The 16,768-nt window shown below is 51.7% G+C and carries 13 protein-coding genes; 8 read left to right on the forward strand and 5 right to left on the reverse strand.

The window, feature by feature from the left end; all coding sequences use genetic code 11:
* Positions 1–21 precede the first annotated feature (21 nt).
* From ACMGDE_RS02120 to rhaT, 5 genes are all read right to left on the reverse strand, one after another.
* On the reverse strand, positions 22–1,182 hold the full coding sequence (locus tag ACMGDE_RS02120) for an alpha-hydroxy acid oxidase (RefSeq protein WP_436831102.1): 1,161 nt from the start codon (positions 1,180–1,182) through the stop codon (positions 22–24).
* Entirely contained in the window at positions 1,179–2,564 is a 1,386-nt protein-coding gene (locus ACMGDE_RS02125; RefSeq protein WP_436831103.1) for an FGGY-family carbohydrate kinase, read from the reverse strand. The genes ACMGDE_RS02120 and ACMGDE_RS02125 overlap by 4 nt, the downstream gene beginning before the upstream one ends.
* Positions 2,561–3,835 carry a sugar isomerase gene (locus ACMGDE_RS02130; protein WP_436831104.1) on the reverse strand — a complete coding sequence of 425 codons (1,275 nt, stop codon included), beginning with the start codon at positions 3,833–3,835 and terminating at the stop codon, positions 2,561–2,563. The genes ACMGDE_RS02125 and ACMGDE_RS02130 overlap by 4 nt, the downstream gene beginning before the upstream one ends.
* Positions 3,836–3,847: 12 nt before the next feature.
* Positions 3,848–5,974, reverse strand: coding sequence for a bifunctional aldolase/short-chain dehydrogenase (locus tag ACMGDE_RS02135; protein ID WP_436831105.1), 2,127 nt, complete (start codon positions 5,972–5,974; stop codon positions 3,848–3,850).
* Between the two features lie 89 nt (positions 5,975–6,063).
* The gene (gene rhaT / locus ACMGDE_RS02140) at positions 6,064–7,140 is read right to left on the reverse strand and encodes an L-rhamnose/proton symporter RhaT (RefSeq protein ID WP_436831106.1); all 1,077 of its coding nucleotides are present in this window, start codon (positions 7,138–7,140) and stop codon (positions 6,064–6,066) included.
* A 194-nt stretch (positions 7,141–7,334) separates the two neighbouring features.
* Here rhaT and ACMGDE_RS02145 point away from each other — a divergent pair, with 194 nt between their 5' ends.
* The 8 genes from ACMGDE_RS02145 to ilvN all read left to right on the forward strand — a co-directional run bounded on the left by ACMGDE_RS02145 (position 7,335) and on the right by ilvN (position 16,757).
* Entirely contained in the window at positions 7,335–7,940 is a 606-nt protein-coding gene (locus ACMGDE_RS02145) for a hypothetical protein (RefSeq protein ID WP_436831107.1), read from the forward strand.
* Positions 7,941–8,250: 310 nt separating this feature from the next.
* The gene (locus ACMGDE_RS02150) at positions 8,251–9,372 is read left to right on the forward strand and encodes a redoxin domain-containing protein (protein WP_436831108.1); all 1,122 of its coding nucleotides are present in this window, start codon (positions 8,251–8,253) and stop codon (positions 9,370–9,372) included.
* Positions 9,373–9,517: 145 nt separating this feature from the next.
* The gene (gene atpD / locus ACMGDE_RS02155) at positions 9,518–11,020 is read left to right on the forward strand and encodes a F0F1 ATP synthase subunit beta (RefSeq protein ID WP_436831109.1); all 1,503 of its coding nucleotides are present in this window, start codon (positions 9,518–9,520) and stop codon (positions 11,018–11,020) included.
* Positions 11,020–11,268 carry an ATP synthase F1 subunit epsilon gene (atpC, locus tag ACMGDE_RS02160; RefSeq protein ID WP_436831110.1) on the forward strand — a complete coding sequence of 83 codons (249 nt, stop codon included), beginning with the start codon at positions 11,020–11,022 and terminating at the stop codon, positions 11,266–11,268. The genes atpD and atpC overlap by 1 nt, the downstream gene beginning before the upstream one ends.
* 391 nt (positions 11,269–11,659) lie before the next feature.
* A complete protein-coding gene (ilvE, locus tag ACMGDE_RS02165; RefSeq protein ID WP_436831111.1) occupies positions 11,660–12,550 on the forward strand; it encodes a branched-chain-amino-acid transaminase in 891 nt (296 codons plus the stop codon).
* A 2-nt stretch (positions 12,551–12,552) separates the two neighbouring features.
* Positions 12,553–14,247: a dihydroxy-acid dehydratase gene (gene ilvD / locus ACMGDE_RS02170; RefSeq protein WP_436831112.1), complete on the forward strand. Its 1,695-nt coding sequence runs from the start codon at positions 12,553–12,555 to the stop codon at positions 14,245–14,247.
* Between the two features lie 123 nt (positions 14,248–14,370).
* Positions 14,371–16,119, forward strand: coding sequence for a biosynthetic-type acetolactate synthase large subunit (gene ilvB / locus ACMGDE_RS02175; RefSeq protein ID WP_436831113.1), 1,749 nt, complete (start codon positions 14,371–14,373; stop codon positions 16,117–16,119).
* Between the two features lie 47 nt (positions 16,120–16,166).
* Positions 16,167–16,757 carry an acetolactate synthase small subunit gene (ilvN, locus tag ACMGDE_RS02180; protein ID WP_436831114.1) on the forward strand — a complete coding sequence of 197 codons (591 nt, stop codon included), beginning with the start codon at positions 16,167–16,169 and terminating at the stop codon, positions 16,755–16,757.
* Positions 16,758–16,768: the final 11 nt, after the last annotated feature.

A 16,768-nucleotide genomic window follows, 5' to 3' on the forward strand; every position in this document is an offset into this window, starting at 1 on the left:
TGTCACTCGGTGACAACCCGATCATCGCCTGATCAGCGCATTCGGAAAATCCCCCACCTGCTCGCAGCACACCTGCTCCATCACCTGTTTTAATTGTGCTTTGAGCATGGCAATGGTATGGTCGCCGCCCTGCTGCCCCAATGCCGCCACGCCGTACATGAACGGGCGGCCCATGAAGGTAAAATCGGCGCCGCAGGCCAGGGCTCGGCCGATGTCCGGACCGGAACGCAGGCCGCTATCGATCATCACCTTCAGCTGGTCGCCATACTTGTCAGCCAGTCCTTTCAATGGTTTGATAGTCGACTCGCCCGCATCGATCTGCCTGCCGCCGTGGTTGGATACGATAATGCCATCTGCACCCAAGCGGATGCTTTCTTCCATGTCTTCTTCGCATACGACGCCTTTGATGACCAGCTTCCCTTTCCAACGGTCGCGAATGGCCTTCACCTTCTCCGAGTCTACCCTGCCGGTAAACGTTGCGTTCATGAATTTACCGAGCTGGCTCATGTTGAGGCCTTTACTCATATAGGGCTTCAGCGTAGCAAACTCGGGTATGCCTATGCGCAAGGTTTCGAACGCCCACGAGGGGCGTATCGCTGCTTGAAGGAAATTATTGACGGTCATCTTAGGCGGCATGGACAATCCCGCCTTGATCTCGCGGTACCGCAACCCAAAGGACGGTACGTCTACCAGCACCACCAGCACAGGACACTGCACGGCCTCCAGCCGATTCAAAATATCATCGCGCAGCCTGTTTTCGGTCGGGTGGTACAACTGAAACCAAAACCGCGACTCCGTCACTTCCGCAATGCGTTCGATGCTGCTAGTGGATACGGTACTTAGGGTATAGGGCACATTGTGCTTGAGCGCCGCTTTGGCCAGTATTTCGGGTGCATTGGGCCATATCAATCCCTGCAATCCAATGGGTGATATGCCGAATGGCGCGTCATACACATGACCGAAAAGCTCCGTGCGCATGTCTACGCCATGATGTTTTTTGAGGTACTGTGGCATGAGTTGGACATCGTGGAAGTCGGCCTCATTGCGCCACAGGTTTACTTCGTCATTGCAGCCGCCTTCGAGGTAGTCAAAGGCAAATTTGGGAATACGCCGTTTGGCTTTCCGTTTCAGATCCTGTACAGAGGGGTATTGAGGGTTGTATTTCAGTAAATCGGGGTTCATTTACGCTGCTCCTTGTGTTCATTATATGCATAAAACCGCAGTGCGATCAAGTCGTTCGGCACCGGCTGATTGTTCCAAGCCTGGTGGATGGCCAAGGCCGCGCCGATGGCGGTGGCTTGTGCCATCGAAGCGGCAAACACTTCCATTTCGGGGAAGGCCTCCGCTAAGAGGTTCATGTAAATGGCGTTCTTGCTGAAACCGCCATCGACAAATATACGTTTTACCTGCGAGCCAGTGATGACCAGCTGGGTGGATATCCGCTGCAAATCAACCAAGTCCATCATCAGCCGATGGTACGCCTCTTCATAGGTTGCATAGTCTGAAAGGTCGCGCTGGGCAAAGGCGGATACCTTGCCCCCGATGGGTTTTGGCCCTCCTGTTTCCTGTCGCAATTTGGCAATAAAGGCCGGGTTAAAGGCCATGTTGCGGTATCGGCTGGAGGGCTGCCCGAAGTGCTCGGCGAGGCGTTTCAGCTGCTGCTCATGTTCATAACCGGCAAAAAGCCGGGAAGCCTTCACGGGCGTACCTTTGTAATGCATATAGCAGAGGCAGTCGGCCTCCAGCTCTGCTTTGGTAAGCGGGGTATGATTGAAGGGGTTGAGGGTGATGCACCAGGTGCCCGTTGAAATCAAGACGAACGGCTCATGGAAACTGACGAGGTAAGGGATCAGCGCCGCTGAACTGTCATGCAATCCCACGCCCACGCCATACCCATTGCCGGGGAAAGATGCCGGAAGCACCTCATCGGCCGGTGCCAATGGCGCCAGCTTATCGATGATGCCTTCACGGTACACCCATTCGTGGTAATCCTGCTTGGTGAAGTCCCACAAATGGGTATGGCACCCGATACTGGTCATGTCGGAATACATGCGGCCGGACACCAGGAAACTCAGGTATTGTGGCAGATGCAGGGCATAATGGATGCGTTCGAAGAGTGCTGGCCTTTCATACTTAATCCGGTAGATCTGCATACCCGAATTGAGACTGCCCAGTATCGGCGATGCCGTCGTGTAGGCTACGGTCTCTTCGCCGCCGTAGGTTTCATAAAACTGGCGCTGCAACTCGTCGGGATAGGGTTTCAAATAGTTATATAGTGGGGTGAGCGGCTTGCCGTCTTCATCTACATGCACCAAACTGGCTCCGTAACCGGCAAAGTTAATGGCCCGCACCTCAAACTCGGGTTTCCGGAATACTTCATGCAGGGAATCGAATACCGAAAGGCGGAGGCTTTCCAGGTTCTCGCAAGGGTCGCCGTCTTCATCTAAGGTCTCGGTAAATCGTGCCGACCGCTCAAAGACAATTTTATACTGTTCGTTGAACAGGAACAGTTTCTTGTTTGTCTTTCCTACATCAAATACGGCTATGACGGGTATACGCTTCATAATCCGGTAGCTACCGTTTTCATTCCACGTTCCTTGACCAATTGCCCGCGCGTGCCCAGTTCCCTGAATAGCTGTATGGGATTCAATGCGGCCCCGGCACGCAGCCTGGCTTCGGCCACTAACGGACGGACATCGGTACGGAATACTTCCTGCAACACTTCCTGTGCACGCACTACATCGTTCGTTGCCCGTGCTTCGGCAAGCGCTGCACGATCGACCAACAGCGCCTGTGCATAAGCGATCAGGATGGCCTCTACCGATTGCAATAGATCTTCAAGCGGATCCTTCAGGTTGTGCGAGGCATCGATCATCCAGCCCAGATCTTTCGTATGATCCATGCCTCGGACGTCCATGCCGTCTACCAGTTCGTTAAATATCAGGAACAGCTGGTAAGGCTTGATGCTTCCGGTGGTCAGGTCGTCATCCCCGTATTTCGAATCGTTGAAATGAAAGCCCCCGAGCTTGCCTTCCATCAGCAACAGCGCCACGATCTGCTCGATATTGGCATTGGGCAAATGGTGTCCCAGGTCGACCAGCGTATAGGCTTGCTCCCCCAGCTTACTGGCATACAGCAGCGATTGCCCCCAGTCGCCTACGGTAGTGGAGTAAAAATTGGGCTCGAATGCCTTGTATTCCACAAACATTTTCCAATCATCCGGCAGGGCAGCGTACACCTCCTGCAAGCTTTCGAGGGTGTTCTGGAATGCTTGACGGAAATTCAGTTGCCCCGGGAAGCTGGAACCATCGGCCAGCCAGACGGTCAGCGACTTCGACCCCAATTCGACTCCGTGTTTGATCACCTCAATATTATGGTCGACCGCTTGCTGGCGTACCGCTTTGTCTACATGTTGCATGGACCCGAACTTATAGCTGAGCGCCTGCCCCGGCTGGTCTTGGAAGGTATTGGAATTCATCGCATCGAATGCCAGGCCATGTTGATCAGCTAATGCGCGGATAGCTGCGTAATCTTCGGGAATATCCCATGGAATATGCAGGGATATGGCGCCGCTGGAGCGGTTGAGTGCATGCAGGATACCGATGTCTGCAATCTTCTCTTCCAGGTTGCGGGGCTCACCCCCACCGGAGAAACGGCCGAAGCGGGTACCGCCCGTGCCCAACGCCCAGCTGGGAATCGCCACCTGAAAATCAACTAATTTCTGTACCACCTTCTCGGCATTAGGCAGCTGGTCGGCCAACGATGCAAATTTGTGTTGGTGTGTCGCTTCCGCCCGCTGATTATGTTCAGCAATTTGATTTTTATCGATATTCATCACCGCTCCATTTTAACGTACAAATGCCATGGCTACCCCACCATCCACGTTGAGCACATTGCCGGTCGACTTGTGCAGCAGTCCGCCGACGAGCACAAAGCAGGCATTAGCAATGTCATCGGGCAAAATGACCTCATTGAGCAAGGTACGCTTGGCATAATAGGCAGGCAATTCTGCTACGGTGATGCCGTAAGCCTTGGCCCGTCCTTCGGCCCATCCGCCGGCCCAGATGTTGCTGTCGCTGATGACCGCATCGGGATTGACCACATTTACCCGGATTTTATCGGCACCCAGCTCTGCTGCATTTAAGCGGCTGAGGTGCAATTGTGCTGCTTTTGCTGAGCCATAGCCCCCATTGTTGGGTCCGCTCACCAGGGCGTTCTTGCTCACGATGTTGATGACATCGCCACCGATAGCCTGTTTCTTCATCACATTCACTGCTGCTTGGGTCACGAAAAACTGGCCTTTGACCAATACGTCATACAGCAAATCCCAATCTTTCTCGGTATGGTCCGCGATGGATTTGGATATGGATAGCCCAGCATTGTTGACAATAATATCCACGCCGCCAAAAGCCAGTGCCGCCGTATCAAACGCCTGCTGGATTTGGCCTGCATCGGTTACATCCAACAAGGCCGTGGTGTAGGCATCCTTACCGAACGCCGCTTTGAATTCGTCGCCAGCGCTCTGCAATCGTTCTGCATTCAGGTCGTTGAGGACCACCACTGCCCCCTCCTGCACGAATTTCTTGGCAATGGCCTTTCCGATACCGCCCGCACTACCCGTGATGAGTGCAATCTTGCCCGATAGCGGCTTGGGCTTAGGCATACGCTGCAGCTTGGCTTCTTCTAACAGCCAATACTCAATGTTAAACGCTTCCTGCCGTGGCAATGACGTATATTCGGATACGGCCTCCGCCCCTTTCATCACATTGATGGCGTTGGTGTAAAACTCAGCCGCCACGCGTGCCGTCTGCTTATCCTTGGAAAACGAAAACAGGCCAACGCCCGGATACAGGATAATCACCGGATTGGGGTCGCGCATCGCCGGACTATCGGGGTGTTTGCAGCTGTTGTAATATTCCTTATACATCTCCCGGTACGCCTCAAAGGCCGGGGTCAACTTATTTTTCAGTCCCTCGACATCGGACAGATCCGCTTCGGGCGCCAAGTCCAGCACCAGCGGACTGATTTTGGTCCGCAGGAAATGGTCGGGGCAACTGGTGCCCAATGGTGCCAAGCGATCAAGATCATTGGAATTGATAAATTCCAATACCCGCTCGTCATCTGTAAAATGCCCCACCATGTGGCGCTCGGAAGAACAGAACCCGCGGAGTATCGGTGCCAATGCAGCAGCCTGTTTCCGGCGCTCCGTTGCCGATACACTCGCGATTTTGGGTCCGCCGAATACCGGACGTTTCTTGCCGTAATTAGCTTCAAGATATTCCGCACAACGCTCAATGACCGTCAGCGTATTCACATAGCTTTCATAAGCGGTATCGCCCCACGTAAATAATCCGTGCGAGCCGAGCATGATGCCCCGGATACCGGGATTATCTGCCAAGCACTGCCTGAGTTTCAATCCCAGATCAAAGCCGGGCCGCTGCCATTCTACCCAGCCCACCTCGCCGTTGAACAACTCTTGGGTGATCTGTTTGCCATCCTTGGCCGCTGCGATGGCGATCGCGGCATCGGGGTGCAGGTGATCGATGTGTTTAAAAGGCAAGAAACCATGCAATGGCGTATCGATGGACGGCGCCTTGGATGCCAGGTCAAAAATGCAGTGGTTGAACAATTCGACCATCTCGTCTTCCTGTTCGATCCCCTTATACACCTGTTCCAAGCTTCTCAGCCGATCGACATATAACGCAGCGAGCCCACTGCGGGTGAGTGTACCGATATCTCCGCCCGAGCCCTTGATCCACATCACTTCCGTATCAAGTCCGGTCAATGGATCTTTTGCGATGGCTTTGCACGACGTGTTGCCCCCACCGTAATTGGTCAGCCTCAAATCGGCCCCCAACAGATTGGATCGATAAAGCAGCAGTGCCACTTCATCCCCTTCCAACTGGGCGGCTTTTTCATGATCCCACAAATAACTCACATGTTTGAATGATTCTTTTCCAATAATCGTTGACATACGCTGTATTGTTTTTTCGGTATTTTACTTATTTTTTATTTCACTAATATATCTTATTTCACCACCGGTCACAGATCCCCGACCACCAACTACAATGTCCTTGCAAACCCCACCAATAGGATCGACAGGATGATGACCGCTATTCCGCTGATAATTGTTGCATATGTTTTCTTGCTCACGCCTTTCCACTCCTTTAATATTACCCCCCAAGCATTGGCGATCAAGATGATGAAGGCCATGTGCAATATCCAGGAGCTGGCACCATTGCCGAGCCGGCTTTCGCCCATGCCATAAAAGAAGAATTGCATATACCAGGTGGTCCCGGCAAGCGCACAGAAAAAAATGTTGCGGGCGATCGGCACTTTCGTATTTACGTAATCACCGAATGTCCGATTACGGGCATTGAGAAACATGCACCACAGGAAATTGGTCGTGAGCCCTCCCCAGAGGACAACCACATAAGTCACATTATTTTGAAAGAGGAATTCACCCTCTCCCGGATGGGTAGCCTTCCACAGGTCATTGGCTACATGTGCCATGGGTTTTCCGGCTTCCAGTCCGAAATTGAAACAAGCACTCAGGATACCCGACACAATGCCGACCAGCAGCCCCAGTCCGAAGCGAAAATCCCTATTGCCGCTGGCATCAGCCGCCCGGCCGGCCAATTCCCGTTCTTTCAGCATACCTGCCCGGCCGCAGAGGTAGATACCGAAAATACAAATAACCAAACCGATCAAAACCGTCCTGCCGGAAGTGGTGGTAAAAAACAAGTCGATCGTCTCCTTCCCTTCGCTGCCATTGAAATAATAAAATATAGAAGGTACGAGCGACCCGAATATCATGGTGAGCCCAAGGATAATGCTGCTTCCCAGCGATACCCCCAGGTACCGTACTCCCAAGCCGTAGGTAAGACCACCGATACCCCACAACAGGCCAAAAACGTAAGCGTAACCGAGCGTTCCGCCGTCGGCCTGCCGGATGATGTCGGCAAAACCGGGAATTGTCAAGTAGGCCGCCAAGGGCGGCACAATAAGCCACGAAAACAAGCCGCCTATGATCCAAAAGGTTTCCCAGGCCCAGTCTTTGACTTTTTTATACGGCACATAAAAGCTACCTGAGGCAAATCCTCCGATAAAATGAAATATGACGCCTAATAATGCATGCATAGCAACACGGTTAAATTGGTGTGATAACGCCGCAAGTTAGAAAAGTTGAAAAAACGAACTGTTATGGGCTGTCATGTTTGTGTGCGACTTTTTCCAAATTTATACAGTTCAACTTTTATTTAAACAATAAATCACGTAATATCGTGTTCTATATATTTAAAAACAACTTAACGTAATAGAAACAACCAGCAAATATGAGAAACGTTACCTGCTTAACCATCCTGATCATCTTAATTTCATTAGGAAATGTTTTCGGCCAATCCACGACGCGACGGGAGCCGCCCAAGGGGTCACTGACCAGCGGGACCATCGACAGCCAATTCGTTTACCTCTATGCCATTTCGAGGACGCAAGATGGATTGGAGCATGTTCGCCAAGCGAATCTCGAACGGATCCGTAAAAACGTAGCAGATACCATCCGGACCCTCACCAAATCGATCGCCGATCTGAAAGCCAAAGATGGCGACCAGCAGGCTGCCGTGGATGGCATGGCGGACTCGCTGACGCAGGTCAAGGAACAATTGCGCCTGGCGCAACAGGAGAAGGACAGCTTTTCCTTCGTCGGCATCCACTTGCAGAAGGGTGTATACAGCACCATTGTATGGGGACTGGTATTGCTTTTGGCTGCCGCGCTGGCGTTTTTTATCTATCGATACAACCAAAGCCATATCGTCACCACGGACACCAAAAAAGCCATTGCAATGCTTCAGGAGGAATTCGATCAACACCGCAAAAAAGCCATGGAAAAAGAGCAGAAGCTCATGCGGCAGTTGCAGGATGAGCTGAACAAGCGATTGTAATAAGCAAAGCCACTTCTTTAACCATCATGTCACCCTAACGTGCTACTATTTTCTCTTATTATTGACACTTAGTAGGGATATTATAGGGAGATTGTAGGGACGTTATAGGGGCAAATCCCTATAATTTGCCTATTACCTACCTGTTATTGATGTATTACTAGCCAGCGAGGTATAAGGTTAGTAGCCTATTGGTAACTCACTAATAGCCGGCTCGTCTTCATTTGACTTGCTTTTTAACCGCTGTTTTTATAACTTGCGTATGTTAACGGACAACTCACTGACGTTTGCATCAAATTATAAATCGTTTGCCATGATGAAGTCCTTCAAAAAGATCCTTTTGTTTTTGGCGTTATTTGCGGCAGCGGTCCCGGCGGCCAACGCGGACGATCCGAAGCCCCTGCCTATCGGCTCGAAGGCCCCTGATTTCAGCCTCAAGGGCGTGGACGACAAAACCTACACCTTGGAAAGCTTCAAAGACGCCAAGCTGTTAGTCGTCATTTTTACCTGCAACCATTGCCCCACCGCCCAAGCATACGAAGACCGGATCATGGAATTGACCGCTACCTACCAACCAAAAGGAGTCCAGGTAATCGCCATCAGTCCCAACTCGGATGCCGCTATCAGGCTAGATGAACTGGGGTATACCGACCTCAGCGATAGCTTCGAAGAGATGAAGATGCGCTATCAAGATAAGGGCTATAATTTTCCGTACCTATATGATGGCGAAAACCAGCAGGTCTCTACCCAATACGGTCCCGCTACCACGCCCCACGCATTTGTTTTTGACCAGGAGCGGCTCCTGCGCTATGTGGGACGCATCGATGACGACGAACACATCGGCAAGGCCAAAACGCATGACCTGCGGAACGCCGTGGATGAACTCTTAGCCGGAAAGCCCGTGTCGACACCGACCACAAGGACATTTGGGTGTTCCGTCAAATGGAAGTCCAAAACCGACTGGAAAATGCGCGAAGTGGAAGAATGGAAAAAAGAGCCGGTCACGCTTGTCGAGGTGACACTCGATACCATGAAAGCGCTGCTTAAAAACAACACCGGGAAATATCGGCTGGTCAATTTCTGGGCAACATGGTGCGGCCCCTGTGTGGCCGAATTTTCGGCCCTGGTGGAAACCGACAAGATGTATCGCCACCGCGACTTCGACTTCGTGACGGTGTCATTGGACGCGAAAACAGCTTCCGACAAGGTGCTGGCATTCTTACGGGGAAAATTGGCAAGCAACCGGAATCTGCTCTTCGGCAACGAAGACAAATACGACCTCATCGAAGCCGTCGATGAAGAATGGCAGGGCGCATTGCCCTATACCGTGCTCATCTCACCTGAAGGCGAAATCGTGTACCGGCAGGCAGGTATCATCGAACCTTTGGCGCTCCGGAAGGAAATCGTCAAACGGATCGGCCGGTATTATCCATGAGCCGATGCGCGATCCCGGTCATGTGTAACATTTCTTTACATTTAAATTTGCTTTTAATTCTTTTAAGCGTATTTTTGCAGTCCGAAATTAAGGCCTGTATTTCGCCTTTATTGCATTGGTTTATAAAATTTTAGTTGCTGATAGTATGTCCAATATTGGAAAAATAGCCCAAATCATCGGTCCCGTGGTCGATGTGAGTTTCTCTGAAAATGCCAAACTTCCGAAAATCTACGACGCGTTGGAAATCGAGAAGGAAAACGGTCAACGCATTGTGTTGGAAGTGCAACAGCACTTGGGTGAAGAACGCGTGCGGACCATCGCCATGGACGGCACCGAAGGGTTGACACGTGGCATGAAAGTCGTGGATACGGGTGCTCCCATCAAAATGCCCGTAGGTGAAGGTATCAAAGGACGGGTATTCAACGTGGTGGGTGACGCCATCGACGGTATCAAAGGGCTTGATAAATCCGGCGGCCGCAGCATACACAATACGCCTCCGAAATTCGAAGATCTCTCTACCGAGACGGAAGTATTGTTTACCGGCATCAAGGTAATCGACCTGTTGGAGCCGTATGCAAAGGGCGGTAAAATCGGATTGTTCGGTGGCGCAGGTGTAGGCAAGACCGTATTGATCCAGGAACTGATCAACAACATCGCAAAAGCATATTCCGGACTTTCCGTGTTCGCCGGTGTAGGTGAACGTACCCGTGAAGGGAATGATCTCCTCCGCGAAATGTTGGAATCCGGCATTATCAAATACGGCGAGGAATTCATGGAAGGCATGGAAAAAGGCGAATGGCCTTTGGAAAAAGTGGATGCCGAAGAGCTGAAAGATTCCAAAGCCACCTTCGTATTCGGGCAGATGAACGAGCCTCCCGGTGCGCGGGCACGCGTGGCCCTCTCGGGACTGACCATTGCCGAATATTTCCGCGATGGCGACGGTGAAGGTGCCGGCCGCGACATCCTGTTCTTCATCGACAACATTTTCCGCTTTACCCAAGCCGGTTCAGAAGTATCCGCCCTATTGGGACGGATGCCCTCGGCAGTAGGTTATCAACCGACATTGGCGACGGAAATGGGTCTGATGCAGGAGCGCATTACCTCAACCAAACGCGGCTCCATCACCTCTGTACAGGCAGTATATGTACCAGCCGACGACTTGACGGACCCTGCTCCGGCAACGACATTTGCCCACTTGGATGCCACGACCGTACTTTCGCGGAAAATCGCCGAACTGGGTATCTATCCGGCAGTGGACCCATTGGATTCTACCTCACGGATCTTGAACGCTGCCACATTGGGTGACGAGCACTATAATACTGCCCAACGGGTAAAAGAGATTCTGCAACGCTATAAAGAACTTCAGGACATCATCGCCATCCTCGGGATGGATGAGCTCTCTGAAGAAGACAAACTGGTCGTCGCCCGTGCGCGCCGTGTACAGCGTTTCTTGTCACAACCCTTCCACGTGGCCGAACAGTTTACCGGTCTCAAAGGCGTATTGGTAGACATCAAGGAAACCATCAAAGGATTCAACATGATCATTGACGGCGAGGTGGACGAATATCCCGAAGCCGCGTTTAACTTGGTGGGAACCATTGAAGATGCCATCGAAAAAGGCAAGAAACTAATGGCGGAGGCAGTGTAATGAAACTGACCATTATTACTCCGGATAAACCCGTCTTCGATGGCAACGTCACGTCGGTGACCGTACCCGGCACCGCAGGCTCCTTTGAGGTGCTGGAAAACCACGCGCCGATCGTCTCTACCCTGGAAGACGGGAAAGTCATTATCCGAACCGGCAAAAGCGAGGAAGTCATCAATATTATTGGCGGCGTTGTGGAAGTTATTCACAACAATATTACCGTGCTTGCCGAAGGGATAAAGGAAAAGTAAAAAGTAAAAAGTAAAATAAAAGCCCCCCGGTAAGTACTTGCCGGGGGGCTTCGTTTTTTTAGCAACTTTTTGAAGACGGAGCCCATTTTACGCAGAATTTACGATCGGTAGTTGTTTTAACATGAAAATGAACCGAATACCGATATTGGTTTTAGTATATTAATATAAAAATTAAAATACATTAATATAGATTTATTTAAAATAATATTTTGATTATATGAATAATGCAGAATTTTATTCCGATTCAAAAAAATTGATGGATGCTATTGCCGGTTCGCGATAAACATCTTACCTTGATAAAGTCAAAAAAGACAAGGATCTATAATGCGTTTGAGGAGGCATATCCGATCATTTCAACAAGGTGCAAACGGGACAACCAGCTAACGGAGATATGAGATATTTCGGCAAAGATACATGGGTTTATTTGGATGACGAGTTTGTCAGGGCCAGTAGTACGACCGTTGATCTTTTTGGCCAGTCATTGCACTATGGCTATTCGGCTATCGAAGGCATCCGGGCATATAATACCCACAACGGTACACGCTTGTTCAGGGCGGAGCAACATTATGACCGCTTACGACGTTCGTGCGAACTGGTCGGGATTCCCTTCCGATGGGAAACCGATGAGCTTGTCGACAAAACCTATCAATTACTGGAAAAGAACAACTTAAGGAGTGCATATATCAGGCCCTTGGTCACCACTGGTCACAATATGTACCTGACCCCTGCCGCTGATTCCAGTCTCATCATCGCCGCTTGGGAATGGGGGCCTTTTCTCGGGACCGGCCTCATCCGGGTATCCCTATCGCCCTACCAGCGGCCAAACCCTTATTCTGTGCCGCCCGGCGCCAAGATCGCCGGCCAGTACGTTGCATCCATCATCGCCACCGCCGAGGCCACCAAAAGAGGATATGATGAAGCGATCCTGTTGGACAGCGAGGGTCATCTGGCACAAGCATCCAGCAATAACCTGTTCATCGAAAAAGAGGCAACTTTGTATACGCCTCCCCAAGGCCACATTTTCCCCGGCATCACGCGGCAAACCGTACTCGAGATCGCCAACGTGCTCAACATTGACGTGGTGGAGAAGGAGCTCTCGCTGGACGAGCTGAAAGCTGCGGACAGCGCTTTCCTTACCGGTACGGCCACGGGTATCGTAGGCATCGCATCGGTAGACGATAAGGTCTTCACGGAAGAATGGACGGACACATTGGGGGCCACGATACAACGGGCATACAAAAACCTGACATTGGAAAAAGAGAATTATCAAGTGATCATATAACCATGCTAACTGAACAAACAACGGAGCTGAACAAATACAGCAAGGTACTTACCCAAGACAAAACCCAACCGGCCGCGCAGGCGATGCTGTACGGCATCGGACTGACAGACGATGACCTGCAAAAAGCCCAAGTGGGCATTGCCAGCATGGGCTACGATGGTAATACGTGCAACATGCACCTCAACGAGCTGGCCGGGGTAATAAAAGAGGGCGTATGGGGCCATAACCTGGTGGGCCTTGTCTTTAATACGATCGGCGTGAGCGATGGGATGAGCAATGGCACCGACGGCATGCGCTATTCGCTGGTCAGCCGCGATATTATCGCAGACAGCATTGAGGCCGTCTGCGGGGGACAATACTACGACGGGCTCATCGCCGTTCCGGGCTGCGACAAAAATATGCCGGGATCCGTCATGGCCATGGGACGCCTCAACCGGCCTGCTATCATGGTCTACGGGGGCACCATCGCGCCCGGACACTATAAAGGGCAAGACTTGAATATCGTTTCGGCATTTGAGGCATTGGGACAGAAGATTGCGGGCAACCTCTCGGAAGAGGACTTTCTGGGGATCATTAAGCATACCTGCCCCGGTGCCGGTGCTTGCGGCGGTATGTATACCGCGAACACAATGGCAGCCGCCATCGAAGCGCTGGGCATGAGCCTACCCTATTCTTCTTCGAATCCGGCGGTGAGCGAAGAAAAGCGCAAGGAATGCCTGGAAGCCGGAAAATACATCCGCATCTTGCTTGAACGCGACATCAAACCCTCGGACATCATGACCCGTGAAGCGTTTGAAAACGCACTGCGTGTGATCATTGTACTCGGTGGAAGCACGAACGCTGTGCTGCATTTTATCGCTATTGGCAAAAGTGTGGGTATCGAAATTACGCAGGACGATTTCCAACGCATGAGCGATACGACGCCCGTGCTGGCCGACTTCAAACCCAGCGGCAAGTACCTCATGCAGGACCTGCATGAATACGGAGGGGTGCCCGCGGTCATGAAATACCTGCTCGATGAAGGCCTTCTGCATGGCCACTGCCTCACGGTAACCGGACAGACACTGGCGGAGAACTTGTCAGCCGTGACCCCCATCAATGCCATTGACCAGTCGATCGTACATACCCTGGATAATCCCATCAAGGCGACGGGCCACCTCCAGATCCTCTATGGCAACTTGGCCGAAAAGGGCAGCGTGGCTAAGATTTCGGGCAAGGAAGGCGAACGCTTTGAAGGTCCGGCCCGTGTGTTTGACGGGGAAAAAGACCTCATCGCCGGACTCGCCTCGGGCCGCGTGAAGCCTGGCGACGTGGTGGTGATCAAAAATGAAGGCCCTAAAGGTGCGCCGGGCATGCCGGAAATGCTGAAACCCACCTCGGCCATCATCGGCGCCGGACTGGGCAAAAGCGTAGCGCTTGTCACCGACGGGCGCTTCAGCGGCGGCACCCACGGATTTGTGGTGGGCCATGTCACGCCGGAAGCGCATGAAGGCGGACTCATCGGTTTGGTCGAAGACGACGATAACATCGTCATCGATGCCGTCAATAACACCATTACCCTCCAGGTATCCGATGATATCATCGCGGCGCGCCGGGCAAGCTGGAAAAAACCAGCGCTGAAAGTGACCAAGGGCGTACTCTATAAATATGCAAAGACCGTGGCCGATGCCGCTTCGGGCTGCGTAACGGACCTTTGAAATTAAAGGAAAAATTAAAAAGGAAAAATTAAAAATTCTTCCCCACCGGGCAAGAATAAGACAAGAAACAGAAGACGATACAGGTTTTTTGATTTTTTATTTTTGACTTTTAACTTAAAAAAAATGAACACGCTGGAAATCACGAAAGAAACCATCCCAAACCAAGAGGAAGGAAAGGCAACAACGCAATTAAGCGGCTCGCAAGCGGTGCTTGAAGCCTTGTTGGCAGAAGGTGTGGATACCATATTTGGTTATCCGGGCGGTGCCATTATGCCGATATACGATGCCCTGTATGACTACAACGACAGGCTAAAACATATTCTCGTGCGCCACGAACAGGGAGGTATTCATGCCGCCCAGGGCTATGCGCGCACATCGGGCCGCGTGGGCGTGGTTTTCGCGACGAGTGGTCCGGGCGCCACTAATTTGGTGACAGGACTTGCCGATGCGACGATTGACAGCAACCCGATCGTCTGCATTACGGGCCAGGTGTTTGCCCATTTACTGGGTACGGACGCTTTCCAAGAGACGGATGTCATCAACATCACCAGCCCCGTGACCAAATGGAACTATCAGGTGACCGACGCTTGTGAGATCCCCACCGCATTGGCTAAGGCCTTCCATGTCGCCCGTACGGGCAGACCCGGCCCGGTATTGATCGACATCACCAAAAACGCACAGCTCCAGCTGTTTGCCTATGAGGGATATAACGTGTGTAACCACATCCGTAGCTACCGCCCGAAGCCCATCGTGCGCAAGGAATATGTAGAACAGGCAGCTGCGCTGATCAATGAGGCAAAAAAACCTTTTGTCCTCTTTGGACAGGGCATCATCCTTGGCAAAGCCGAAGCCGATTTCAAAGCGTTCATTGAAAAGACAGGAATCCCGGCAGCAGCCACCGTAATGGGCCTCAGCGCCCTGGAGACGGATCATCCCCTGCATGTGGGCATGCTGGGAATGCACGGCAACTATGCCCCAAACGTGATGACTAATGAGTGCGATGTACTCATCGCTATCGGCATGCGTTTCGATGATCGGGTGACGGGTCGGTTGGATAAGTACGCCAAACAGGCCAAGGTGATCCACCTGGACATCGACCCAGCTGAAATCGACAAAAACGTCAAGACCACCGTACCGGTATGGGGCGATTGCAAGGATACGCTGCCCCTACTTACCCAGTTGGTAGACCGGAAGGAACACCAGGCGTGGGTGAGCCGTTTCCGGGAACTGGAGCGGGAGGAAATCAACGAAGTCATCCAGGAGGAATTGAACCCCACCACGGATATCCTGACCATGGGGGAAGTCATCAGCCTATTGAACGAAATCACCGGCGGCGATGCCGTCATCGTGACGGACGTGGGCCAGCACCAGATGGTCACCTGCCGCTATGCCAAATTCAACCAATCCAAGAGTAGTGTCACGTCAGGCGGACTGGGCACGATGGGATTTGGACTGCCGGCGGCGATCGGCGCCTGGTATGGAACGCCTGACCGGACCGTGGTGGCAATCATTGGCGATGGTGGTATCCAAATGACGATACAGGAGCTAGGTACGATCATGCAATTTGGTGCGAAGGTAAAAATACTCATCCTCAACAACTCCTTTTTGGGAATGGTGCGCCAGTGGCAGCAGCTCTTCCATGATAAGCGGTATTCGTTTGTCAACATTACCAGTCCGGACTTTGTGACGGTAGCCAAAGGCTACGGCATAGCCGGGCGCAGCGTTGATGAACGGAAAAATCTCAAAGAAGCGTTGCAAGAAATGATCAGCCACGACGGTGCTTACCTGCTGGAAGTAAAGGTGGGCAAGGAAAACAACGTATTTCCGATGGTACCGCAGGGCAGTAGTGTCAGTGAGATCAGGTTGAAGTAACTGAGGGAGCAAAGAACAAGGAGTAAAGACTAACGATTAAGGTCAACATGGAAAAGCAGGAATATACCATCACCCTTTATACGGAAAATTCGATCGGCATGATCGGTCGGATATCCAACATTTTTTCGCGGCGTAAGATCAACATTGAGAGCCTCAATACGTCTCCTTCTGAAGTGGAAGGCATCCACCGATTTACCATCGTTATCGTTGAAACCGAGGAGGTAGTCCGCAAACTCTGCCGCCAGATCGAAAAGCAGGTGGAAGTACTGAAAGCGTATTACAATACCAACGATGAAGTCATCTGGCAGGAACAGGCGTTGTATAAAGTGCCGACGGTCGTGGTGACCGAAAAGGCACCCGTAGAACGGCTCTTGCGGCAGTACGGTGCCAGCGCCGTGGTGATACGCGCCGACTATACGGTATTCGAAACTGCCGGACATCGGGAGGAAATCGATGCGCTCACGGAAGCACTGGCCGAATATAACCTTATCGAGTTTGTGCGCAGTGCGCGGATCGCCATCATCAAAGACAGCGAAGGCTTCCATAAAAAGCTCAAGGAATTTGAAGAAGCCGAACCGGCCTCCGAAGTGGTGGAAAACCGCTACCTCGATAAGCAGGATAAGGTGTTTACAATGTAAAATAAAAAATT

Source organism: Parapedobacter brassicae, from assembly GCF_051400755.1.
Taxonomy (GTDB): Bacteria; Bacteroidota; Bacteroidia; order Sphingobacteriales; family Sphingobacteriaceae; genus Parapedobacter.